The sequence below is a fragment of the Pseudomonas sp. S04 genome (assembly GCF_009834545.1).
In the GTDB taxonomy this organism is placed as follows: Bacteria; Pseudomonadota; Gammaproteobacteria; order Pseudomonadales; family Pseudomonadaceae; genus Aquipseudomonas.
In genome coordinates this window covers 5,132,285-5,153,477 of record NZ_CP019427.1, presented here as the reverse complement: position 1 = coordinate 5,153,477, position 21,193 = coordinate 5,132,285, and the positions used below count along the sequence as shown (strand labels likewise).

The 21,193-nt window shown below is 61.6% G+C and carries 18 protein-coding genes; 13 read left to right on the top strand and 5 right to left on the bottom strand.

Annotated elements, in window-relative coordinates; all coding sequences use genetic code 11:
• Nucleotides 1–27 precede the first annotated feature (27 nt).
• Nucleotides 28–993 (bottom strand): 2-hydroxyacid dehydrogenase, encoded by a 966-nt coding sequence (locus PspS04_RS22915; RefSeq protein WP_159997927.1) that lies wholly within the window; start codon nucleotides 991–993, stop codon nucleotides 28–30.
• A 91-nt stretch (nucleotides 994–1,084) separates the two neighbouring features.
• Here PspS04_RS22915 and PspS04_RS22910 point away from each other — a divergent pair, with 91 nt between their 5' ends.
• A complete protein-coding gene (locus PspS04_RS22910) occupies nucleotides 1,085–1,714 on the top strand; it encodes a LysE family translocator (RefSeq protein WP_159997925.1) in 630 nt (209 codons plus the stop codon).
• Here PspS04_RS22910 and PspS04_RS22905 read toward each other — a convergent pair.
• Nucleotides 1,698–2,471 (bottom strand): AraC family transcriptional regulator, encoded by a 774-nt coding sequence (locus PspS04_RS22905; protein WP_095168974.1) that lies wholly within the window; start codon nucleotides 2,469–2,471, stop codon nucleotides 1,698–1,700. The genes PspS04_RS22910 and PspS04_RS22905 overlap by 17 nt on opposite strands.
• Before the next feature lie 86 nt (nucleotides 2,472–2,557).
• Here PspS04_RS22905 and PspS04_RS22900 point away from each other — a divergent pair, with 86 nt between their 5' ends.
• The 5 genes from PspS04_RS22900 (at nucleotide 2,558) to PspS04_RS22880 (ending at nucleotide 12,140) form a co-directional block, all read left to right on the top strand.
• Nucleotides 2,558–3,742, top strand: a complete 1,185-nt coding sequence (locus PspS04_RS22900; protein ID WP_095168973.1) for an MFS transporter — start codon at nucleotides 2,558–2,560, stop codon at nucleotides 3,740–3,742.
• A gap of 149 nt (nucleotides 3,743–3,891) precedes the next feature.
• Entirely contained in the window at nucleotides 3,892–5,574 is a 1,683-nt protein-coding gene (locus tag PspS04_RS22895; protein ID WP_095168972.1) for a fatty acid--CoA ligase, read from the top strand.
• 337 nt (nucleotides 5,575–5,911) lie between these two features.
• Nucleotides 5,912–7,786 carry a DUF1302 domain-containing protein gene (locus PspS04_RS22890; protein ID WP_159997923.1) on the top strand — a complete coding sequence of 625 codons (1,875 nt, stop codon included), beginning with the start codon at nucleotides 5,912–5,914 and terminating at the stop codon, nucleotides 7,784–7,786.
• Between the two features lie 27 nt (nucleotides 7,787–7,813).
• Nucleotides 7,814–9,178, top strand: coding sequence for a DUF1329 domain-containing protein (locus PspS04_RS22885; RefSeq protein ID WP_159997921.1), 1,365 nt, complete (start codon nucleotides 7,814–7,816; stop codon nucleotides 9,176–9,178).
• Between the two features lie 223 nt (nucleotides 9,179–9,401).
• Nucleotides 9,402–12,140, top strand: coding sequence for a LuxR C-terminal-related transcriptional regulator (locus PspS04_RS22880; RefSeq protein ID WP_095168969.1), 2,739 nt, complete (start codon nucleotides 9,402–9,404; stop codon nucleotides 12,138–12,140).
• Nucleotides 12,141–12,155: 15 nt separating this feature from the next.
• Here the strand turns inward: PspS04_RS22880 and PspS04_RS22875 are convergent, their stop codons facing one another.
• Complete coding sequence (locus PspS04_RS22875) at nucleotides 12,156–13,076, bottom strand: LysR family transcriptional regulator (protein WP_159997919.1); 921 nt, start codon at nucleotides 13,074–13,076, stop codon at nucleotides 12,156–12,158.
• A 233-nt stretch (nucleotides 13,077–13,309) separates the two neighbouring features.
• Between PspS04_RS22875 and PspS04_RS22870 the strand changes: the two genes are divergently transcribed.
• On the top strand, nucleotides 13,310–14,680 hold the full coding sequence (locus PspS04_RS22870) for an aspartate aminotransferase family protein (protein WP_159997917.1): 1,371 nt from the start codon (nucleotides 13,310–13,312) through the stop codon (nucleotides 14,678–14,680).
• A 153-nt stretch (nucleotides 14,681–14,833) separates the two neighbouring features.
• Entirely contained in the window at nucleotides 14,834–15,334 is a 501-nt protein-coding gene (locus PspS04_RS22865) for a methylated-DNA--[protein]-cysteine S-methyltransferase (protein WP_159997915.1), read from the top strand.
• A gap of 28 nt (nucleotides 15,335–15,362) precedes the next feature.
• Here the strand turns inward: PspS04_RS22865 and PspS04_RS22860 are convergent, their stop codons facing one another.
• Complete coding sequence (locus PspS04_RS22860; protein WP_159997913.1) at nucleotides 15,363–15,569, bottom strand: DUF6434 domain-containing protein; 207 nt, start codon at nucleotides 15,567–15,569, stop codon at nucleotides 15,363–15,365.
• Between the two features lie 134 nt (nucleotides 15,570–15,703).
• Here PspS04_RS22860 and PspS04_RS22855 point away from each other — a divergent pair, with 134 nt between their 5' ends.
• Together PspS04_RS22855 and PspS04_RS22850 are read left to right on the top strand one after the other, a co-directional pair.
• Nucleotides 15,704–16,348 (top strand): MBL fold metallo-hydrolase, encoded by a 645-nt coding sequence (locus PspS04_RS22855; protein WP_095168964.1) that lies wholly within the window; start codon nucleotides 15,704–15,706, stop codon nucleotides 16,346–16,348.
• 115 nt (nucleotides 16,349–16,463) lie between these two features.
• The gene (locus PspS04_RS22850; protein ID WP_095168963.1) at nucleotides 16,464–17,192 is read left to right on the top strand and encodes an OmpA family protein; all 729 of its coding nucleotides are present in this window, start codon (nucleotides 16,464–16,466) and stop codon (nucleotides 17,190–17,192) included.
• A gap of 164 nt (nucleotides 17,193–17,356) precedes the next feature.
• On the opposite strand, the gene PspS04_RS22845 is transcribed toward PspS04_RS22850, so the two are convergent.
• Nucleotides 17,357–17,791, bottom strand: a complete 435-nt coding sequence (locus PspS04_RS22845) for a YhcB family protein (protein ID WP_095168962.1) — start codon at nucleotides 17,789–17,791, stop codon at nucleotides 17,357–17,359.
• Between the two features lie 146 nt (nucleotides 17,792–17,937).
• Here PspS04_RS22845 and PspS04_RS22840 point away from each other — a divergent pair, with 146 nt between their 5' ends.
• The 3 genes from PspS04_RS22840 to zapE all read left to right on the top strand — a co-directional run bounded on the left by PspS04_RS22840 (nucleotide 17,938) and on the right by zapE (nucleotide 21,132).
• Nucleotides 17,938–18,567 (top strand): alpha/beta hydrolase, encoded by a 630-nt coding sequence (locus PspS04_RS22840; RefSeq protein WP_159997911.1) that lies wholly within the window; start codon nucleotides 17,938–17,940, stop codon nucleotides 18,565–18,567.
• Nucleotides 18,568–18,591: 24 nt separating this feature from the next.
• Complete coding sequence (locus PspS04_RS22835; RefSeq protein WP_159997909.1) at nucleotides 18,592–19,947, top strand: tryptophan--tRNA ligase; 1,356 nt, start codon at nucleotides 18,592–18,594, stop codon at nucleotides 19,945–19,947.
• Between the two features lie 90 nt (nucleotides 19,948–20,037).
• The gene (zapE, locus tag PspS04_RS22830; protein WP_095168959.1) at nucleotides 20,038–21,132 is read left to right on the top strand and encodes a cell division protein ZapE; all 1,095 of its coding nucleotides are present in this window, start codon (nucleotides 20,038–20,040) and stop codon (nucleotides 21,130–21,132) included.
• Nucleotides 21,133–21,193 lie beyond the last annotated feature (61 nt).

Below are 21,193 nucleotides of genomic sequence, written 5' to 3'. Positions count from 1 at the left end.
CTCCTTGAAAAAAAGTGCGGCAGTTTATCAACTGACGACCCGCAGCGGTGTACCGCTGAAAAAGCCCCGGGCATTTTCGCTCAACTGGCCGACGATCCGTTGGCGCGCTTCGCGGCTGCCCCAGGCGTTGTGCGGGGTGACGATCAGGCGCGGGATATCGCTGGCCAGCAGCGGATTGCCGGCGGTCGGCGGCTCGACGCTCAGCACATCGCTGGCTGCCCCTCCCAGGTGGCCACTGCGCAAGGCATAGGCCAACGCCTGTTCATCGATCAGGCCTCCACGCGCCGTGTTGACCACGAAAGCGCCGGGCTTGAGCAGCGCCAGTTCGCGGGCGCCGATGAAGTGGCGAGTGTGTTCGTTGAGCGGGCAGTGCAGGGTCAGGGCGTCGACCTGGGGCAGCAACTCATCCAGCGGCATCCGGTCGATCCGGGCTGGGCGGCCAGGAAGCTGGCCCGAGACCACCCGCATGCCAAAGGCTTCGGCCAGTCGCGCCACCGCACCGCCCAGTTCGCCGTGGCCGAGCAGACCGAGGGTTTTGCCTTGCAACTCGACAATTGGGTAGTCCAGCAGGCAGAACTGCTTGGCCTGCTGCCAGCGGCCTGCGTCGACGGCCTGGCGATAGTCACCCAGGCGGGTGGCCAGGTTGAGCAGCAGCATGATCGTGTGCTGGGCCACCGACGGTGTGCCGTAGCCCTGGCAGTTGCACACGGTAATCCCCTGGGCGCGGGCGGCGGCGAGGTCGACGTTATTGGTACCGGTGGCGGTGATCAGGATCAGTTTCAGGTCCGGATTGGCGGCCATGGCACTGGCATCGATCATTATCTTGTTGGTGATCGCCACCGTGGCGCCTTGCAGGCGTTCGGCCACTTGTCCGGGCTCGGTCTGGGCGAACAGTTGCAGTTCGCTGAAGCAGTCGCGCAATGCACTGAGGTCGAGGTCGCCCAAGTCCAGTGATGGGTGATCAAGGAAAACGGCGCGGCGATTGTTCGTCATTAACTGTACCTTTTGCGCGTGAGTCTGAAGGCGTAATCTGCCGAGCCTACCAGATGAAATAAATAGTTACGCTTGCCCTCAAGGAGCTCCAATGTACTGGACAGAGTTTTTGACTGTTGCCCTGATTCACCTGCTGGCCGTCGCAAGTCCCGGTCCGGACTTTGCCGTGGTGGTGCGCGAGTCCGTGACCCACGGTCGGCGCGCGGGTACCTGGACGGCGTTGGGGGTAGGCAGCGCGATCTTCCTGCACGTGGGTTACTCGTTGCTGGGCATCGGCTTGATCGTGTCGCAGTCGATCGTGCTGTTCAACGCCCTGAAGTGGCTGGCGGCGGCCTACTTGCTGTACATCGGCTACAAGGCCCTGCGCGCGCAGCCGGCCAAGCCAGCCACTGAAGACCTGCACAAGGAAGCCGGCGTTCGTACGGCGCGCGGCGCCTTTACCTCGGGCTTCGTCACCAACGGCCTGAACCCCAAGGCCACGCTGTTCTTCCTGTCCCTGTTCACCGTGGTGATCAACCCGCATACGCCGCTGTCGATTCAGGCCGGCTATGGCATCTACCTGGCCGTGGCGACTGCCATCTGGTTCTGCCTGGTGGCGATGCTGTTCAGCCAGCAGCGAGTGCGCGCCGGATTTGCCCGCATGGGGCACTGGTTCGATCGCATGATGGGGGTGGTGCTGATCGCCATCGGTGTGAAGCTGGCCTTTACCGAGATGCATTGATCGCGCTGAGCTGATTCAGCGCGCCGAGGTATTCCCGGGGGTTGTGCCCCAGCAACCGCCGGAACATCGCGCTGAAGGCTCGGGCACTGCCATAGCCCAATTGATCGGCAACGCTCTGCACGCTTTGCCCGGCGATCAGTCGCGGCAGGGCTTCCATCAGGCGCAGTTGCTGGCGCCAGGCGTTGAAGCTCATCTTCAACTGTTGCTGGAACAGTCGCGCCAGGGTGCGTGAACTGGCACCGACCTGTTGCGCCCAATCTTCCAGGGTATTGGGATGGTCGGGGGTTTGCAGCAGGGCCATGCAGATCCCTTGCAAGCGTCGGTCCTCGGGCATGGGGATGTGCAGCGGGAGGTTTTCCAGGCCGGCAATTTCTTCGAGCATCAACTGTTGGATCAGCGGGTTCTTTGCATGGCGGGGGGCTTGCACCGCCTTCAGGATCAGCTCGCGCAGCAACGGGGTGACGGCCAGTACGCAGCATTGGCTGAGGTTGGCGGGTGACAGTTCGGGGTCAATGAACAGCGAGCGCATGCAGACCTTGCCCGACATGAAGATCTCGTGCTCGATCCACGGTGCAATCCACACCGCCCGTGTCGGCGGAATCACCCACGCACCTTGGGCCGTGACCACGCGCATGGTGCCGCACATGGCGTACAGCAATTGCGCCTCGCGATGGATATGTCGCTCCTGATGCGCGCCATCCGGGTAATCCCGCGGATGGGCGCTGACCGGGCCATGGTGGAAGTGGCTGATTAACATTGTCTGATTCGATGAGTTTGTTGTCAGGAATGCGTGTTATTGCCAACTTAGCATAACGCCACACCCTCAACGAATAGTGTGCCGCCATGCATCAACCCAGAAATGTCATCCGCTACATCAACGCCGCCCATGTGATCGACCACATGTTCATGCTGATTTTCCCCGCCGCAGTGCTGGGCATGACCGAGGTCTTTGGCCTGGACTACGCCGCCATGATCGGCCTGTCCCTGGGTGGGTTCATTGCCTTTGGTGCCTGTTCGCTGCCGGCGGGTTGGCTGGGCGACCACTGGAGCCGACGCCAGATGATGCTGGTGTTTTTCTTCGGGATTGGCGCCTCGGCGATTTTCACCGGCCTGAGCAGCTCTGCGCCGATGCTGGTCCTGGGGTTGACGCTGATCGGGGTGTTTGCCGCGATTTATCACCCGGTTGGCACTGCAATGCTGGTGGCCTACGCCCAGAACCGAGGCCGGGAAATTGGCATCAACGGCATGTGGGGCAATCTGGGGGTGGCGTTTTCGGCCTTGGTCACCGGTTTGCTGGTGGCGCAGTTTGGCTGGCGTTCGGCGTTTATCCTGCCGGGTGTCGCCGCCATCGCCCTGGGCATCGGCTTTGCCTTGCAGGTACGCGAGGAGCCGATTCCCGTGCGCGCCCATGCCCCTCTCAAGGGCGCCGCGGGCCAGCGGATCTCCATGGTCATGGTGTTCGGGGTACTGGCCCTGGCTACCGCCACGGGTGGCGTGGTGTTCAATGCCACGACCATGACCTATCCGAAGTTGTTCCAGGAACGCCTGCATGACCTGTTCGCCTCACCGCAAACCCTTGGGGTGGTGGTCAGCCTGGCTTACGCCTTTGGCGCGGTGGCGCAGTTGAGTATCGGTCGGGTGTTGCATCGCTTCAGCCTGAAATGGCCGTTCATGCTCCTCACCCTGTGCCAGGCCCCGCTGTTGTTTGCCATGGCTTATGTCGAGGGCTCGGCCGTCATAGTGCTGGGTGCCGCCTTCATGTTCGTGGTGTTCGGGCAGGTCACGGTGAATGACGCGATGGTCGCCAACTTCGTTGCGCCGCAATGGCAATCGCGGGTGTTCGCCTTGCGCTACTGCCTGTCCTTCGGTGCCAGCGCCACGGCCATCCCACTGATTGCCTTTGTCGAGCCCCGCCAGGGTTTTGTCGGGCTGTACCTGATCCTGGCCGGTTTTGCTGCTTTGACCTTCCTCTCGGCGCTGATATTCCCACGCACACCGGCCGAGGCAGCAGTAGGACAAGCGGCCTGACGGAGGGCGTCTTTTCCACAGCGGTGCTGGCTTAGAGCCAGCATTTGCCCTGTTCTCAAATCATTCCTTTGGCTGATTTAGCGCGCGTCCAGGCTGACTAAAGTGCAGTCTTTACGCCAAGACCGTGCAGTCAGATGAAAGGGATGCTTATGTTGCAGACTCGCGTTATTCCGCCAGCCGAAGGTGCTTATCGATACCCGCTGTTGATCAAGCGATTGCTGATGTCGGGCAGTCGGTATGAGAAAACCCGCGAGATTGTCTACCGCGACCAGTTGCGCTACAGCTATCCGACCCTGATCGAGCGCGTCGCGCGGCTGGCCAACGTGCTGACGGCGGCAGGGGTCAAGGCCGGTGATACCGTGGCGGTGATGGACTGGGACAGCCATCGTTACCTGGAATGCATGTTCGCCATCCCGATGATCGGCGCGGTGATCCACACCATCAACGTACGCCTGTCGCCTGAGCAGATCCTCTACACCATGAACCACGCCGAGGACCGCTTCGTGCTGGTCAACAGTGAGTTCGTCGGGTTGTACCAGGCCATCGCCGGGCACCTGACCACGGTGGAGAAAACCCTCCTGCTCACCGACTTGCCGCAAAAGACTGCCGAGCTGCCAAACCTGGTGGGTGAGTACGAGCAACTGCTGGCGGGGGCGAGCCCGCAGTACGATTTCGCCGACTTCGATGAGAACTCGGTAGCGACTACCTTCTACACCACCGGCACCACCGGCAACCCCAAGGGGGTGTACTTCACCCACCGGCAACTGGTGCTGCACACCATGGGCGTGTCGACGATCATGGGCAGCATCGACAGCGTGCGCCTGCTGGGGACCAACGATGTGTACATGCCCATCACCCCGATGTTCCACGTCCACGCCTGGGGCCTGCCTTATGTGGCCACCATGCTTGGCCTCAAGCAGGTCTACCCTGGCCGTTACGACCCGGAATACCTGGTGGAGCTGTGGCGCAAGGAAAAAGTCAGCTTCTCCCACTGCGTACCGACCATCCTGCAAATGCTGCTCAACTCCAAGGCGGCGCAAAACACCGATTTTGCGGGCTGGAAAATCGTCATTGGCGGCAGCGCGCTGAACCGTGCGCTGTACGAAGCGGCCAAGGCCAAGGGGATTCAGCTCACTGCGGCCTACGGCATGTCGGAAACCGGGCCGCTGGTGTCCTGTGCCCACCTCAACGATGAGTTGATGGCCGGTACCGAGGACGAACGCACCACCTACCGGATCAAGGCCGGGGTGCCGGTGCCATTGGTGGATGCGGCAGTAATCGACGCCGAGGGTAACTTTCTGCCGGCCGATGGCGAGTCCCAGGGCGAGTTGGTGCTGCGCGCACCGTGGCTCACCGAAGGTTATTTCAACGAGCCGCAGAAGGGCGCAGAACTCTGGGCCGGGGGCTGGCTGCATACCGGGGACGTCGCGACCCTGGACAGCATGGGAGTGATCGACATCCGCGACCGGATCAAGGACGTGATCAAGACCGGCGGCGAGTGGATCTCGTCCCTGGACCTCGAGGACTTGATCAGCCGGCACGTGGCGGTACGTGAAGTAGCAGTAGTGGGCATTCCCGATCCGCAGTGGGGAGAGCGCCCGTTTGCCTTGTTGGTGATCCGTGAGGGCCACGTGATTGGGGCCAAGGAACTCAAGGAGCACCTCAAGCCATTCGTCGAATTGGGCCACCTGAGCAAGTGGGCCATCCCGAGTCAGATCGCCCTTGTTACGGAAATTCCCAAGACCAGTGTCGGCAAGCTCGACAAGAAACGCATTCGCCTCGACATCACACAGTGGCAGGCCAACAACAGCACCTTCCTGTCGACGCTTTAAGTCTCCTGTGTCGTGCCCGAAAGGGCACGACACGCCCACCAAGCAAGCGCTTGGCTTGTTAATTCCGAATTTTCAGCCATCCTTGCCGTGCCGGCATCTGCCGGACTGGCAGAAGGACCGTTCCAGAGTGGTTGGGGGCTGCAAATCACACTTTAGAGGGATCAAGCAGTACAGCCTGCTGGATATAGTCCGTTCAAGGATTTTTAAGAGCGAGACGCACGCACGAACAGGGGCGATGCAACTTTGGATGACTTCGCGAGCGCATGGCTCACTGTCCTCCAGAGCGTTTTTAAAAGTGCTCACTGCCATAACAATAAAAGCACATGGAGTAGCGTCGATGACATCAGTAAACCAGTTCTGGCGCCGGGCGAAACTGCCCTTGGCGGTCAGTCTCGCCTCTACGCTCGCCGGGCCTGCATTCGGCGTCAGTTTCAACGTTGGTGAAATCGAAGGTCAATTCGACTCGTCCCTCTCGTTGGGCATGAGTGTGTCGACCCAATCGCCAAACAAGAACCTCATCGGCGTCAACAACGGTGGGCACGGTCTGTCCCAGACCTCCGATGACGGCCACTTGAACTTCAAGAGCGGGCAAGCGTTCTCGAAGATCTTCAAAGGCATTCATGACCTTGAACTGAAGTACGGTGACACCGGCGTGTTTGTCCGGGGTAAGTACTGGTATGACTTCGCGCTGCAGAACGAAGAGCTGGAATTCAAGGACGTCAGCAACGACAACCGCAAGGAAGGCGCCAAGTCCTCCGGCGGGCAGATCCTCGACGCCTTCGTCTACCACAACTACGCGATTGCCGATCAGCCGGGCTCCGTGCGTCTGGGCAAACAGGTGGTCAGTTGGGGTGAAAGTACCTTCATCGGCGGCGGCATCAACTCGATCAACCCGATCGATGTGTCCGCATTCCGTCGTCCGGGTGCCGAGATCAAGGAAGGCCTGATCCCGGTCAACATGTTCTACGTGTCCCAGAGCCTGACCGAAAACCTCTCGGCCGAGGCGTTCTATCAACTGGAATGGGACCAGACCGTTGTCGATAACTGCGGCACCTTCTTCTCCCAGCCGGACATCGTCGCCGACGGTTGCGACAACAACCTGCGCGTACTGAACAAGCGCTCGACCATTCCGGCCATCGCCCTGGGGCCATTGGCTGCGAACGGTGTCGACGTCAATGAGGAAGGTGTGCTGGTGCGCCGCGGTCCGGACCGTGATGCACGGGACAGCGGCCAGTGGGGCGCGTCCTTCAAGTACATGTTCGATCCGCTGGACACCGAGTTCGGTGCCTATTTCATGAACTACCACAGCCGTGCGCCGATCTTCAGCGCCACGGGGGCCTCGCAGTCGGTCTACAACACCGCCGCGTCGTTGCCGGGGCCATTCGCTGCGCTCGGGCCACTGCTGGTGGCGGGCAACTCGCAGTACTTCGTCGAATACCCTGAAGACATTCGCCTCTACGGCCTGAGCTTCTCCACCACCTTGCCTACCGGCACGGCGTGGCAAGGTGAATTGAGCTACCGTCCGAATGCACCGGTACAACTCAACTCCACCGACATCCTGTTCGCCGGGGTTCGTCCATTGGGCGGCGCGCTGGCCAACGCTTCGCTGCTGTCGGCAGCACCGGGTTCCGACCTGCACGGCTATCGCCGCAAGGAAGTGACCCAGTTCCAGACCACCCTGACGCACTTCTTTGACCAGGTGATGGGCGCCAGCCGCTTGACCGTGGTCGGTGAAGTCGGCGTGACTCACGTCGGTGGGCTGGAAAGCACCTCCGATGTCCGTTACGGCCGTGACCCGGTCTATGGTCCGGGCGAACTGCCAGGTGCTTCCTGCGAATTCCTCAACGGCCGGACCATCGCCGGTGCCGGTCCAGGGACCGCCACCAACAACGCGACCCGCAATTGCAACGATGAAGGTTTCACCACGCCAACCTCCTGGGGCTACCGTGGTCGTGCGATCTGGGATTACAACGACGTATTCGCCGGGGTCAACCTCAAGCCGAACGTGGCCTGGTCCCATGACGTCAGCGGCTACTCGCCTGGTCCTGGCGGCAACTTCGAGGAAGGTCGCAAGGCCGTCAGCCTGGGTCTGGATGCCGAGTACCAGAACACCTACACCGCGAGCCTGGCCTACACCAACTTCTTCGACGGCAAGTACACCACCGTGGATGACCGTGACTTCGTCGCGCTCAGCGTCGGCGTGAACTTCTAAGCACTGCTTCTTCAGGACGAACAAGAAATGAAAATAACCAAGAATCTGGTGTACGTCGCAGGACTGGGGCTTTCGTTGCTGGCGACCGGCGTCATGGGCGCCGTTCCGGCAGCCGAAGCCGATAAGCTGGGCAAGAGCCTGACGCCGATGGGCGCAGAAATGACCGGCAATGCCGACGGCTCGATTCCGAGCTGGAAACCCCTGGCCAAGAATGCCGGCACGGTAGACAGCAAGGGCTTCCTGTCCAATCCCTATGCCAGCGAGCAACCGCTGTTCACCATCACCGCGCAGAACGTCGACAAGTACAAGGAAAAGCTGGCCCCGGGCCAATACGCGATGTTCAAGCGTTACCCGGAAACCTTCAAGATGCCGGTGTACACCTCTCACCGTGGCGCCACCGTGCCGCCTGAAGTGTTCGCGTCCATCAAGCGCAACGCCACCAACACCACCCTTGTATCGGGTGGCAACGGCCTGGAAAACTTCGAAACGGCCGTGCCGTTCCCAATCCCGAAAACCGGTGTGGAAGTGATCTGGAACCACATCACCCGCTACCGTGGTGGCAGCGTGACCCGCCTGGTCACCCAGGCCACGCCGCAAGCCAACGGCTCCTACAGCCTGGTGTACTTCCAGGACCAGTTCGTGTTCCGCGACAAAATGAAGGACTACGACCCGAAAAACCCGGGCAACATCCTGTTCTACTTCAAGCAGAAAGTAACCGCGCCGGCGCGTCTGGCTGGTGGTGTGCTGCTGGTCCACGAGACCCTCGACCAGGTCAAAGAGCCGCGTTCGGCGTGGGTCTACAATGCCGGCCAGCGTCGTGTGCGCCGTGCCCCGCAAGTGTCCTATGATGGCCCGGGTACTGCAGCCGACGGCCTGCGGACCTCCGACAACCTGGACATGTTCAACGGTGCACCGGACCGCTACGACTGGAAGCTCGAAGGCAAGAAAGAGATGTACATCGCCTCCGACAGCTACAAGCTTGACGATCCGAAGCTCAAGTACTCCGACATCATCAAGGCCGGGCACATCAACCAGGACCTGGCCCGCTACGAGCTGCGCCGCGTGTGGCATGTGGTTGCGACCCTGAAGGAAGGCCAGCGTCACATCTACGCCAAGCGTGACTTCTACATCGACGAAGACACCTGGCAAGCTGCGGTAATCGACCACTACGACGGTCGTGGTCAACTGTGGCGCGTGGCCGAAGCCCATGCCGAGGACTACTACGACAAACAAGTGCCGTGGTATGCCCTGGAAACCCTCTACGACCTGCAGTCCGGCCGTTACCTGGCACTGGGCATGAAGAACGAAGAGAAACAGGCTTACGACTTCGGCTTCACCGCCACCACCAGCGATTTCACCCCGGCCGCACTGCGTCAGGAAGGTGTTCGCTAATACGCTGCACCAGAGGCCGCATCCTCGAAAAACGCCCCGACTGGTTCGGGGCGTTTTTTTTGCCTTGGATAAAGTGATCGACACCCACCGAATCGGTGACGGCGGCAGAGGGCGCTCAGACTTTTTGTAGCCATTTGTAGCAATTGCCTTCAAACCCTGGCGGTTTGCCGCTAGTCTGCGGACATCTGCAATGCCGACAACAGCACTTCAATAAGAGTTGGCTATGACTGACCTGTTCCGAATCCACAGCCCTCCTGGCCCGGCCGTGCCGATGCTGGAAGGGCGCTTTTACCGCCCCCCCTTGCCCGACGGCCACATCCTGCGGCCGCGGTTGTGCGAGCGGCTGAGTGCCGGTTTGACCGGGCGACTGCTGCTGGTCAGCGCCCCGGCCGGGTTTGGTAAAAGCTCACTGGCGGTGGAGTTCTGCCAGAGCCTGCCGGACCACTGGCAAAGCCTGTGGCTGGGACTCAGCCCCCGTGACAATGACCCGGGGCGTTTTCTCGAGCGGTTGCTCGAAGGCCTGCAGCACTATTTCCCTCGGCTGGGCGCCCAGGCCCTGGGCCTGCTGAAAATGCGCCAGCGTCATCAACCGTTCGCCTTCGAAGAGTGGCTGGACGGGCTACTCGACGAATTGGCGGTCCAGCTCTCGCCCAGCGCCCCATTGTTGCTGGTGCTGGATGACTATCACCTGGCCCAGGGCCCGGTGCTGGACCGCTGCCTGCAGTTTTTCCTCAATCACCTGCCCGATGGCCTGCTGGTGCTGGTAACCAGTCGCCAGCGGCCAGACTGGCACCTGGCCCGTTTGCGCCTGTCGCGGCAATTGCTCGAACTGCACGAGCAGGACCTGCGCCTGACGCACGACGAATCCTTGGCCCTATTGAACCGGCACAGCAGTTCGCTGCGTGGCGAGGCGCTGGAAAGCCTGATTGAGCGCAGCGAAGGCTGGGTGGCGGGGCTACGCTTCTGGTTGCTCGCGGCGTCGGAAGCCGGCAATGGCGCAACACTGCCACCGCCACTGCACGGTGGTGAAGGGCTGATCCGCGACTACCTGCTCGAAGAAGTCATCGATTGCCTGCCCGCCGAGGTCCAGGCCTTCCTCTACGACACCGCGCCCCAGGAGCGCTTTTGCAGCGAACTGTGCGACGCGGTGCGCGAAGCCCACGACAGTGCGCAAATCCTGCGTTACCTGCTGTCCCACCAGGTGTTCCTGGTCCCGCTCGACGAGCAGGGGCACTGGTTCCGCTATCACCACCTGTTTTCCGACCTGCTGCGCAGCCGCCCGACCGTTAACGCCATGGTGCCCGTCGCCAGCCTGCACCTGCGGGCGTGTCGCTGGTTCAATGCCCAGGGCCTGCTCGACGAAGCCGTAGAGCAGGCCTTGCGGGCCGGGCACTTGGATGTGGCGGCGAACCTGGTGCAAAACCTGTCCGAAGAACAACTGCTGGCCGAACAGAACGTCGGCATGTTGCTGCGCTGGAAAATGGACTTGCCCGACAGCCTGCTGGTCAGCACCCCACGGCTGATCGTGCTGTACAGCTGGGCCCTGGGCCTTGCCTGCCAACTGGACGCTGCGCAAGAGTTGGCCAGCCACCTCAGCCGGTTCCTGCCGGCGCCATCGGCCACCGCGCAAAAATCCATGTTGGCGCAGTGGCTAGCCTTGAGCGGGATCATCGCCCGTGGCCGCGGCCAGCGCGACTTGACCTTGCTGTACTGCACCGAGGCCCTGCAAAGCCTGCCGCACAAACGCTATGGCCAGCGGCTGATGTGCCTGTCGACCCTGTCCAACCTGGCCATCGCCGACGCCGACCTGTGGCGTGCCCGAGAGCTGAACCGCGAATCCCTGGAGCTGGCACAACGGGTCGGTAATCCCCTGTTCGAAGCGCTGGCCCATTACGACCGCGCCCGGGTGCTGCAGGCGCGAGGGGAAATCCTGCGTGCCCTGGACGAAGTCCACCAGGGCCAGCAACGCTTGCAGGGCCTGTCGCCGCAACGGCTGTATGCGGTGCGCGCGCGCCTGACCCTGTATGAAGGCTTCCTACTGGTCCTGCGCCTGCAACCCGAACTCGGGCTTGCCCGCCTGCACGCCGGCCTGACGGAAGCACGGGCCTGCCGCGACATCAGCGTGCTGATCGGCCACAGCGTGATCGCCCGGCTGGAAGGCAGCAGGGGCGAGTTTGCCAAGGCGTTCGCCGAACTGGCCGAGGCCGAGCGGCTGATGCACATCTGGGACGTGCCGCCGATCTACTACCTGGCCATGCTGACCTTGGTCAAATGTGAACTGTGGCTGGCCCAGGGGCGTACCGACCTGGCCGGCGCCTGGCTGACACGCCTGGGCCAGACCTACAACGGCGAACAGGCCGCGGCGCCCCCCGAATTCCACCCGCAAATGCCCCTGCACATCGAGTTGCAGCAAGCCCTGCTGGAGTCGATGCAAAACCAGCCGATGCTGGCCGAAGGGCGTCTCAATGTCTTGTTCGAGCATGGGCAAAAGAGTGGGCGGCAGATGCTCAGCGTGATGGCGCTGATTCAGAAAGTCAGCCTGTTGCTGGGCCATGGGCGCGAGCCAGAAGCACGTCGGGCCATGGCCCAGGCGTTCGAGGCCGCCAGCGGTGGCGTGTTGCAGCCTTTTGATGGGTTATTGCGCGAGCGACCGGACTGGCTGCGTGAGCAACTGGCCCACTGTCCACCCACGGCTCTGCGCCAGAGCCTGATGGAACACTTGCCTCACGTCGCGATTCGCGAAAGCGTTGAGAGCCAACCCGGCGGCGAAGCCCTCAGCGTTCGTGAGCAAGCGGTGCTGCAACTGATTGCCCGGGGCTGTTCGAACCAGGAAATCAGCGATCAGTTGTTCATCTCGTTGCACACGGTGAAAACCCACGCCAGCCACATCAACAGCAAGCTCGGCGTCGAGCGTCGCACCCAGGCCGTGGCCCGGGCGAAAGAACTGGGACTGTTGGCCTGACCAGGGCTCGTCACATCAGGCCGATCCCAGGGCCTTGGCCGTCAACTGCTCCCGGCAGTAATCGGCAAACAACTGCGCCGGCTTGGTCAATTGCCCGCGCTTGAGCCAGGCGGCCACCAACCCGGAACCGGTGACGTCTTCGACGATGTCCACGCACACCACCTTTTGCCCGTCGTAGGTGCATTGCGAATGTGGCCGGGTGACCAGGATCGAAAAACCGAAACCTTGGCCGACCATGCCACGCACCATCTCGATCGAGGGTGAGCTGAAGGCGATTCGTGGGGTCAGCCCCAGCTCATCGAACAGGCTGACGAAGTAGCTCCGGCTCGGCTGCACATCCAGCAGAATCATCGGCTCCAGACACAGGTCGCGCAGTGACACCTGGGCCTGCTGGGCGAAGCGGTGATCGGCCGGCAGCAGGGCATAAGGGCGTTGCGCCGGCATCAAGGGTTCGGTCTGGATGGTGCCATCCAGGTCATGTTCGTAGAGGATCGCCAGGTCAAAGGCACCCGATGTCAGCCCCTGCACCAGCTCCTGCTGTTCGCCATCGCGGATGCGGATCTCCACCCCCGGGTACAGCGCCGAAAACCCGGCCATCAGTTGCGGCAGGTACAACGGTGCCACCGTCTCGAAGCAGCCGATGTCGATCTGCCCGGACACCACATCGTTGTCGGCCAGGGCGTTCTGCTCGAACTCCTTGGCCATGCGCAGCAGCTCCTGGGCCTTGCGATAGAAGCGTGCGCCGCTGGGGGTGAGGGAGACGCCCTGGGCGTGATGGCGGATCAGCAACTGCACCCCGAAGCTGTCTTCCAGGCCCTTGATGGCCGTGGAGATCGACGGCTGGGCGATGTACAGCTTGCGCGAGGCCTCGGCGACGCTGCCGCATTCCACGGTAGTGATGAAGTACTTCAGTTGACGCAGATTGTAGGCAGCCACGGCAAACCTCGGGGTGATGGGGCAGGTGTCGGTCTCGACCGCTGATCCCAAGCAATTTGCGCACCGCCCAGGTCCGCGTGGGCGACGATTGGGTCATGCCTGAACAATAACCACATGACGCGCGCATGGGGGAAATCGCTGCCTAGTTTTTTCATCGCCTGCGAACACATTTTTACTATTTTTGCCCTGCGGGTACCTAGGCCACTATCGATCACCACAACGGAGAACTGGCGATGACCACCCCACGTGAAACCCGCGACTACCAGGCCGCCGACGCTGCACACCACATCCACGCGTTCGTCGATCAGAAAGCCCTCAACGACGAAGGGCCGCGCGTGATGGTGCGAGGCGAGCGCCTGCACCTGTGGGACAACGACGGGCGGCGCTACCTGGATGGCATGTCGGGGCTGTGGTGCACCAATCTGGGCTATGGGCGCAAGGACCTGGCCGCCGCGGCGACCCGGCAACTCGAGCAGTTGCCGTACTACAACATGTTTTTCCACACTACCCACCCGCAGGTCATCGAGCTGTCGGAGCTGCTGTTCAGCCTGTTGCCGGGGCATTACAGCCACGCGATCTACACCAACTCCGGTTCCGAAGCCAACGAAGTGCTGATCCGCACCGTGCGCCGTTACTGGCAGGTGCTCGGCAAGCCCGAGAAGAAGGTGATGATCGGCCGCTGGAACGGTTATCACGGTTCGACCCTGGCGGCCACGGCGCTCGGCGGCATGAAGTTCATGCACGAGATGGGCGGCATGCTGCCGGACATCGCGCACATCGACGAGCCGTACTTTTTTGCCCATGAAGGCAACCTGACCCCGGCCGAATTTGGCCTGCGGGCGGCGCAACAACTGGAGGCCAAGATCCTCGAGCTGGGGGCCGACAAGGTTGCCGGATTCATCGCCGAACCCTTCCAGGGCGCGGGCGGGATGATCTTTCCACCAGAGAGTTACTGGCCGGAAATTCAGCGCATCTGCCGCCAGTACGACGTGTTGTTGTGTGCCGACGAAGTGATCGGTGGCTTCGGTCGCACCGGCGAATGGTTCGCCCATGAGCACTTCGGATTCGAGCCCGATACCCTGTCCATCGCCAAGGGCCTGACCTCGGGTTACATCCCCATGGGCGGGCTGATCCTGTCGAAGAAAATGGCTCAGGTGCTGGTGGAGCAGGGCGGGGTATTCGCCCACGGCCTGACCTATTCCGGGCACCCAGTGGCCGCCGCGGTGGCGATCGCCAATCTCAAGGCACTGCGCGACGAAGGAGTGGTCACTCGGGTCAAGGATGACATCGGGCCTTATCTGCAACAGTGCCTGCGCGAAGTGTTCGGCCAGCACCCGCTGGTGGGCGATATCCAGGGCGTGGGCATGGTCGCGGCCTTGCAACTGGCCGAGGATCGGGGCAGCCGTAAACGGTTTGTCAACGAGAATGACATCGCCTGGCGCTGCCGAACCCTGGGCTTTGAAGAGGGAGTGATCATCCGCTCCACCCTAGGGCGCATGATCATGGCCCCGGCGTTGATCGCCAGCCGCGAAGAAGTCGACGAACTGGTCGCCAAGACACTGCGGGCACTGGATCGCACGGCGCAGGAGTATGGCCGGCTCTAACCCTTTCTGAAGGCCTTGTCGCGGGCCCCTGTCCGCCTGGAAAATTCAAACGCAAGAAACGTAGTTCTTGCGTTTGAATCCTGGATTACCCTGAATACGTTCTTTGACAACACTCAACGACCGCACCTGAACAGTCGGATCCAGGAGTCACCCATGTCATACGTATTCAAACGGATGCCGTCACCGGTCGGCACCCTGACCCTGATCGCCAGCGGCGACAAACTCTGCGCGATCCTCTGGGAAAACGAACGCCTCAACCGCGTGCGCATCGGCCCGCTGCTGGAAGATATCCACAGCCCGCTGCTGCAGGAAACCGAACGCCAGCTGCAGCAGTACTTCGCCGGTGAGCGCGAGCACTTTGACCTGCAACTGGACTTTGTTGGCACCGAGTTCCAGCAAAAGGTCTGGCAGGCCCTGCTGACCATCCCCTTCGGCGAAACCCGCAGCTACAGCCAGATCGCCCAACAGATCGGCAGCCCCAAGGCCGTCCGCGCGGTGGGCGCCGCCAACGGCAAGAACCCGATCTCGATCGTCACCCCCTGCCACCGGGTGATTGGCGCATCAGGCAGCCTGACCGGGTTTGCCGGCGGCCTGGAGGCCAAGCAGTACCTGTTGGGGCTGGAGGGGAAGGAGACGTTGCAGTTGGCGTTTTGAGAGGGGGATTAGATACGCGGCCCTTCGGCTACGGTTGCCGACGCCGCCACTCATCGACCACATCGCCCAGGGTTGCAGGCGTTCCGCTGCGGATCCAGGCCATGAAGTCGCGGTCGAAGCGCAAGTCTGCGCCGCAGTGCTCGTGCATGAAGCGACGGACGTTCTGGGTGTTTTTGTAGTGTTTGTCGAGCGGGGTTGCGCTTGTCAGTAGTTCGCTGTGCCAGTTGAACGTCATGGGTGTGTCCGTGTTGGGGCGGCAGTTCAGGCATTGGCGAATGCCAGGGCCGGGGGCGTTTTGTTACCGGCCTGCCATCGGCGATTGTCGCGGGCTGTGCCAGAATAGCCGATCCATTTTTTCCAGGAACATCCATGGACGCTGCCAAACCCGCGCTGATCCGCGAAACCTTCCCCGTCGGCCCTTTGCAGTGCAACTGCACGATCATTGGCGACCCGATCACCAAAAAGGCCATCGTCGTCGATCCGGGTGGCAATCATGAATTGATCCTGGCGCGCCTCGAGGCCCTGGGCCTGAAGGTGGTGAGCATCATTCATACCCATGCGCACCTGGATCATTTCCTGGCTTCGGGCCAACTGAAGGAAAAAACCGGTGCTACCCTGCATCTGCACAAGGAGGATCAGTTCCTCTGGGACAACCTGGAGATGCAATGCCAGATGTTTCGCGTGCCCTATACCCCGGTGCCATCTCCGGATCGCTGGCTGGATGATGATGAAGAGCTGGCGTGCGGCTGTGGTGTGGCGTTGCACACACCAGGTCACACACCGGGTTCCATGAGTTTCTGGTTTGCAGAGGCTAAGCTGCTGATAGCCGGCGACACCTTGTTTCGGCGTGGGGTAGGGCGCACGGATTTGTGGGGCGGTGACCAGGCGACTATCGTGCGCTCGATCAAGCAACGCCTGTACACCCTCGATGAAGAGGCGACGGTGGTCACCGGGCATGGTCCCGATACCCGCCTGGGCGACGAGATGCGTGAAAATCCGTTTGTCCGCGCCTAGGACTGCCGGTGTTACAGGTCGCCACGGAATTTTTGCCGGTTGCCGTGTTCCAACGCCCGCAGGGGTCCATTGCTAACGTCCGCTGCACCACAGAATGTAAAAGTAGGAGCTCTCCATGTTCACCTCGCGTCGTTTGATTATTGTCGCAACTGCCGTGGCCTTGTTGTCGGGCTGTGCGTCCCCTAACCCTTATGACAACCAGGGTCAGGCCGACGGTGGCTCCACGGGCATGAGCAAAACCGCCAAGTACGGTGGCTTGGGAGCCCTGGCTGGCGCCTTGGCGGGTGCTGCCATCGACCACAACAACCGTGGCAAGGGGGCGCTGATCGGCGCCGCCGTGGTCGGTGCTTCCGCCGCCGGTTATGGCTACTACGCCGACCAGCAGGAAAAGAAACTGCGCGCCAGCATGGCCAACACCGGGGTTGAAGTGCAGCGCCAGGGCGATCAGATCAAGCTGATCATGCCGGGCAACATCACCTTCGCCACCGATTCGGCGAACATTGCCCCAAGTTTCTACCAGCCGCTCAACAACCTGGCCGGCTCGCTGAAAGAGTTCAACCAGAACCAGATCGAAATCGTTGGCTACACCGACAGCACCGGCAGCCGCCAGCACAACATGGACCTGTCCCAGCGTCGTGCGCAAAGCGTCGCGACCTACCTGACGTCCCAGGGCGTCAGCGGTGCCAACCTGTCGGCACGTGGTGCAGGCCCGGACAACCCGGTTGCCAGCAACGGCGACGTCAACGGTCGGGCGCAGAACCGCCGTGTCGAGGTCAACCTCAAGGCAATTCCTGGCCAGCAGTATGGCGGCCAGCAGCAAGGGCAAGTGCAGCAGTACCCATGAACATCTGACTGAACCCCAGGTGTCAGACAAGCCCGCCCGGTCCTGGTGACCGGGCGGGCTTTTTTATGGCCATTGACGGCCTCTCGTGGGCAAGACGCACAGGCACAAAAAAGCCCCCGGGCAATCACTCGTCCGGGGGCTTTTGGCGATCGCCTGAAAGCGTATTACTTCTTCAGGCCGTAATGCTCATCGAGCATGCCCGGTGCGTTGGGCGTTTTTGGCGCGTAGTCGCGAGGTGGTTCCTGGTCGCGCGGTGGCGTCAGGCGTTCCCGTGGGGCCTGGGCGGCATCGGCGTGCAGCGCGGCCAGCAGGCGTTGGCGAGTTTGCTCGTCCAGGGCCAGGCGGTTGGCACCCTCGGCGAGGTGGTCTTGTACTTCCTGGTAGCTCTGGGTGAGTTTTTTCACCAGCGTTGCGGTGCTGTTGAAGTGGGTGACCACTTCATTCTGATAGCTGTCAAAACGTTCCTGAATGTCATCCAGCTGACGCTGCGTGCTGTTAGGCACGGCATTGGGCAGCAGACGCGCAACCAGGAATCCAATAGCGACACCGGCAACCAGGGCAAGAGTCGGCAACAACCAAACTAAGAGCGAGTGTTCCACGAGTCCTTCCTCTATAAACGGCTTTGCTTTACGTTAACGGCTCGGACCTGCGCTGTATACCGCGACGAGATCGCAATCATGCCAGGCGCAGACTTTTAGCTAGACGAGTCGACCCTTCGAGAGGTCACGGAGTTCCTTCCTTGCTTATGCGTGAAACCCCTGTAGAGATTGCTGGCCCGGTGGGTCAATTGGAAGCCTTGTACCTGGATTCCCCCGAACCACGTGGCCTGGCGCTGATCTGCCATCCCAACCCGGTGCAGGGCGGCACCATGCTCAATAAAGTGGTTTCGACCCTGCAGCGCACCGCGCGCGATGCCGGCTTTATTACTTTGCGATTCAACTACCGTGGCGTGGGTGCGAGTGCCGGCAGCCATGACATGGGCACTGGTGAAGTCGACGATGCCCAGGCGGCTGCCCAATGGTTACGGGCCCGGCACCCTGACTTGCCCCTGACCTTGCTCGGTTTTTCCTTCGGCGGTTTTGTCGCGGCCAGCCTCGGTGGGCGCCTGGAGGCCAAGGGCGAAACCCTGGCCCGGCTGTTCATGGTGGCACCGGCGGTGATGCGCCTGGGGGATCAGGACCCGTTGCCCCAGCACGGCGCCCTGACCCTGATCCAGCCGGAAACCGACGAAGTGATCGACCCGCAGCTGGTTTACGATTGGTCCGCGGCCCTTGATCGCCCCCATGAGCTGCTGAAAGTGGCAGAATGCGGACACTTTTTTCACGGCAAGCTGACCGATCTCAAGGATCTGCTGCTGCCGCGCCTTTCGAATTGATAGCAGTCTGATAAGCGATTACCCATGACTACTCGTACGCGCATCCTCACCGGCATCACCACCACCGGCACCCCGCACCTGGGCAACTACGCCGGGGCGATCCGCCCGGCGATCGTCGCCAGCCGCGACAGCAATGCCGATTCGTTCTATTTCCTGGCCGACTACCACGCCTTGATCAAGTGCGACGACCCGCTGCGTATCCAGCGCTCGCGCCTGGAAATCGCCGCGACCTGGCTGGCCGGTGGCCTGGATGTGGACCGGGTAACCTTCTACCGTCAGTCCGATATCCCGGAGATTCCTGAGCTGACCTGGCTGCTGACCTGCGTTGCGGCCAAGGGCCTGCTCAACCGTGCGCACGCCTACAAGGCGTCGGTGGACAAGAACCTGGAGACCGGCGAAGACCCGGACGCCGGCATCACCATGGGCCTGTACAGCTACCCGGTGCTGATGGCCGCGGACATCCTGATGTTCAACGCGCACAAGGTGCCGGTCGGCCGTGACCAGATCCAGCACGTGGAAATGGCCCGCGACATCGGCCAGCGCTTCAACCACCTGTTTGGCCAGGGCAAGGAGTTTTTCACCATGCCCGAGGCGCTGATCGAAGAAAGCGTCGCCACCTTGCCCGGCCTGGATGGGCGCAAGATGTCGAAAAGCTACGACAACACCATTCCGTTGTTCACCAGCGCCAAGGACATGAAGGATGCGATCTCGCGCATCGTCACCGACTCCCGCGCCCCGGGCGAAGCCAAGGACCCGGACAACTCGCACCTGTTCACCCTGTTCCAAGCGTTTGCCACTGCGGCCCAAGCCGCTGAGTTCCGCAGCGAACTGTTGCAGGGCCTGGGTTGGGGGGAAGCGAAAAATCGTCTGTTCCAGCTGCTCGACAGCGAACTGGGCGAGTCCCGCGAGCGTTATCACCAACTGATTGCGCGTCCATCGGACCTGGAAGACATCCTGCAGGTCGGTGCGAAAAAAGCCCGCGCCGTGGCCACCCCGTTCCTCAACGAACTGCGTGAGGCGGTCGGCCTGCGTTCTTTCGTCAATCAGACGCAAGTCGCTGCCAGCACCAAGAAAAAACCCGCCAAGGCCGCGCGTTTTGTCAGCTTCCGTGAAGACGACGGCAGTTTCCGCTTCCGTCTGCTGGCGGCCGATGGCGAGCAACTGTTGCTGTCGCGCAACTTTGCCGATGGCAAAGCCGCAGGGCAGGTGACCAAGCAGCTGCAATCCGGCCAGGCGCTGGATGTGCGCAGCGACGACCTGGGTTTCAGCGTCTGGCTCGAAGGCGCGTGCGTCGGCGACAGCCCGGCCTTTGCCGACAGTGCAGCGCGGGACCTGGCCATCGACGCCCTGCGGGTCGCTCTGATGCCAGTCCAGGAATAATCAGCGGCGCGGCCCGACCAAGGGCCGATTGCCATTCTTTCGGGCCGTCGCTACAGTGACGGCCCGTTTTTGTTGCCTTGCTAACGAATTATGACGCCCCTAGAACGATATCAAGCTGATCTCAAACGTCCGGAGTTCTTCCATGACGCCGCCCAGGAAACTGCCGTGCGTCATTTGCAGCGCCTGTACGACGACCTGGTTGCAGCCTCGCAGAACAAGCCGGGCCTGCTCGGCAAGCTGTTCGGCAAGAAAGACCAGGCGCCGGTCAAGGGCCTGTACTTCTGGGGCGGCGTAGGTCGCGGCAAGACGTACCTGGTCGACACCTTCTATGAAGCGCTGCCGTTCAAGGAAAAGACCCGGACCCACTTCCACCGCTTCATGAAGCGCGTGCACGAAGAGATGAAGACCCTCGGTGGCGAGAAGAACCCGCTGACCATCATCGCCAAGCGTTTTTCCAACGAGGCGCGGGTCATCTGCTTCGATGAGTTCTTCGTTTCCGATATCACCGACGCGATGATCCTCGGCACCTTGATGGAAGAGTTGTTCAAGAACGGCGTGACCCTGGTCGCGACTTCCAACATTGTGCCGGACGGCCTGTACAAGGACGGTCTGCAACGTGCGCGGTTCCTGCCGGCGATTGCGCTGATCAAGCAGAACACCGACATCGTCAACGTCGACAGCGGCGTCGATTACCGTCTGCGTCACCTTGAGCAGGCAGAGCTGTTCCACTTCCCGCTCGACGAAGCGTCCCACGAGAGCCTGCGCAAAAGCTTCCGCGCACTGACACCGGAATGCACGGCCGCGGTGGAAAACGACGTGCTGATGATCGAGAACCGCGAGATTCGTGCCCTGCGTACGTGTGACGACGTGGCCTGGTTCGACTTCCGCGAACTGTGCGACGGCCCACGCAGCCAGAACGACTACATCGAACTGGGCAAGATCTTCCATGCCGTGCTGCTCAGTGGCGTGGAGCAGATGAGCGTTACCACCGACGACATCGCCCGACGTTTCATCAACATGGTCGACGAGTTCTACGACCGTAACGTGAAACTGATCATTTCTGCCGAAGTCGAGCTCAAAGACTTGTACACCGGCGGTCGCTTGAACTTCGAGTTCCAGCGCACCTTGAGTCGCCTGCTGGAGATGCAATCCCACGAGTTCCTGTCGCGGGCGCATAAGCCGTAAGGTGTTTCGGAATATAAAAAAGGGCCTGCGATTGCAGGCCCTTTTTTGTCAGCGCAAATCC

Excerpts from the sequence above, each read along its gene's own strand:
- PspS04_RS22915 (WP_159997927.1), bottom strand. The coding sequence starts at position 993 with ATGACGAACAATCGCCGCGCCGTTTTCCTTGATCACCCATCACTGGAC.
- PspS04_RS22910 (WP_159997925.1), top strand. The coding sequence starts at position 1,085 with ATGTACTGGACAGAGTTTTTGACTGTTGCCCTGATTCACCTGCTGGCC.
- PspS04_RS22905 (WP_095168974.1), bottom strand. The coding sequence starts at position 2,471 with ATGTTAATCAGCCACTTCCACCATGGCCCGGTCAGCGCCCATCCGCGG.
- PspS04_RS22900 (WP_095168973.1), top strand. The coding sequence starts at position 2,558 with ATGCATCAACCCAGAAATGTCATCCGCTACATCAACGCCGCCCATGTG.
- PspS04_RS22895 (WP_095168972.1), top strand. The coding sequence starts at position 3,892 with ATGTTGCAGACTCGCGTTATTCCGCCAGCCGAAGGTGCTTATCGATAC.
- PspS04_RS22890 (WP_159997923.1), top strand. The coding sequence starts at position 5,912 with ATGACATCAGTAAACCAGTTCTGGCGCCGGGCGAAACTGCCCTTGGCG.
- PspS04_RS22885 (WP_159997921.1), top strand. The coding sequence starts at position 7,814 with ATGAAAATAACCAAGAATCTGGTGTACGTCGCAGGACTGGGGCTTTCG.
- PspS04_RS22880 (WP_095168969.1), top strand. The coding sequence starts at position 9,402 with ATGACTGACCTGTTCCGAATCCACAGCCCTCCTGGCCCGGCCGTGCCG.
- PspS04_RS22870 (WP_159997917.1), top strand. The coding sequence starts at position 13,310 with ATGACCACCCCACGTGAAACCCGCGACTACCAGGCCGCCGACGCTGCA.
- PspS04_RS22865 (WP_159997915.1), top strand. The coding sequence starts at position 14,834 with ATGTCATACGTATTCAAACGGATGCCGTCACCGGTCGGCACCCTGACC.
- PspS04_RS22860 (WP_159997913.1), bottom strand. The coding sequence starts at position 15,569 with ATGACGTTCAACTGGCACAGCGAACTACTGACAAGCGCAACCCCGCTC.
- PspS04_RS22855 (WP_095168964.1), top strand. The coding sequence starts at position 15,704 with ATGGACGCTGCCAAACCCGCGCTGATCCGCGAAACCTTCCCCGTCGGC.
- PspS04_RS22850 (WP_095168963.1), top strand. The coding sequence starts at position 16,464 with ATGTTCACCTCGCGTCGTTTGATTATTGTCGCAACTGCCGTGGCCTTG.
- PspS04_RS22840 (WP_159997911.1), top strand. The coding sequence starts at position 17,938 with ATGCGTGAAACCCCTGTAGAGATTGCTGGCCCGGTGGGTCAATTGGAA.
- PspS04_RS22835 (WP_159997909.1), top strand. The coding sequence starts at position 18,592 with ATGACTACTCGTACGCGCATCCTCACCGGCATCACCACCACCGGCACC.
- zapE (WP_095168959.1), top strand. The coding sequence starts at position 20,038 with ATGACGCCCCTAGAACGATATCAAGCTGATCTCAAACGTCCGGAGTTC.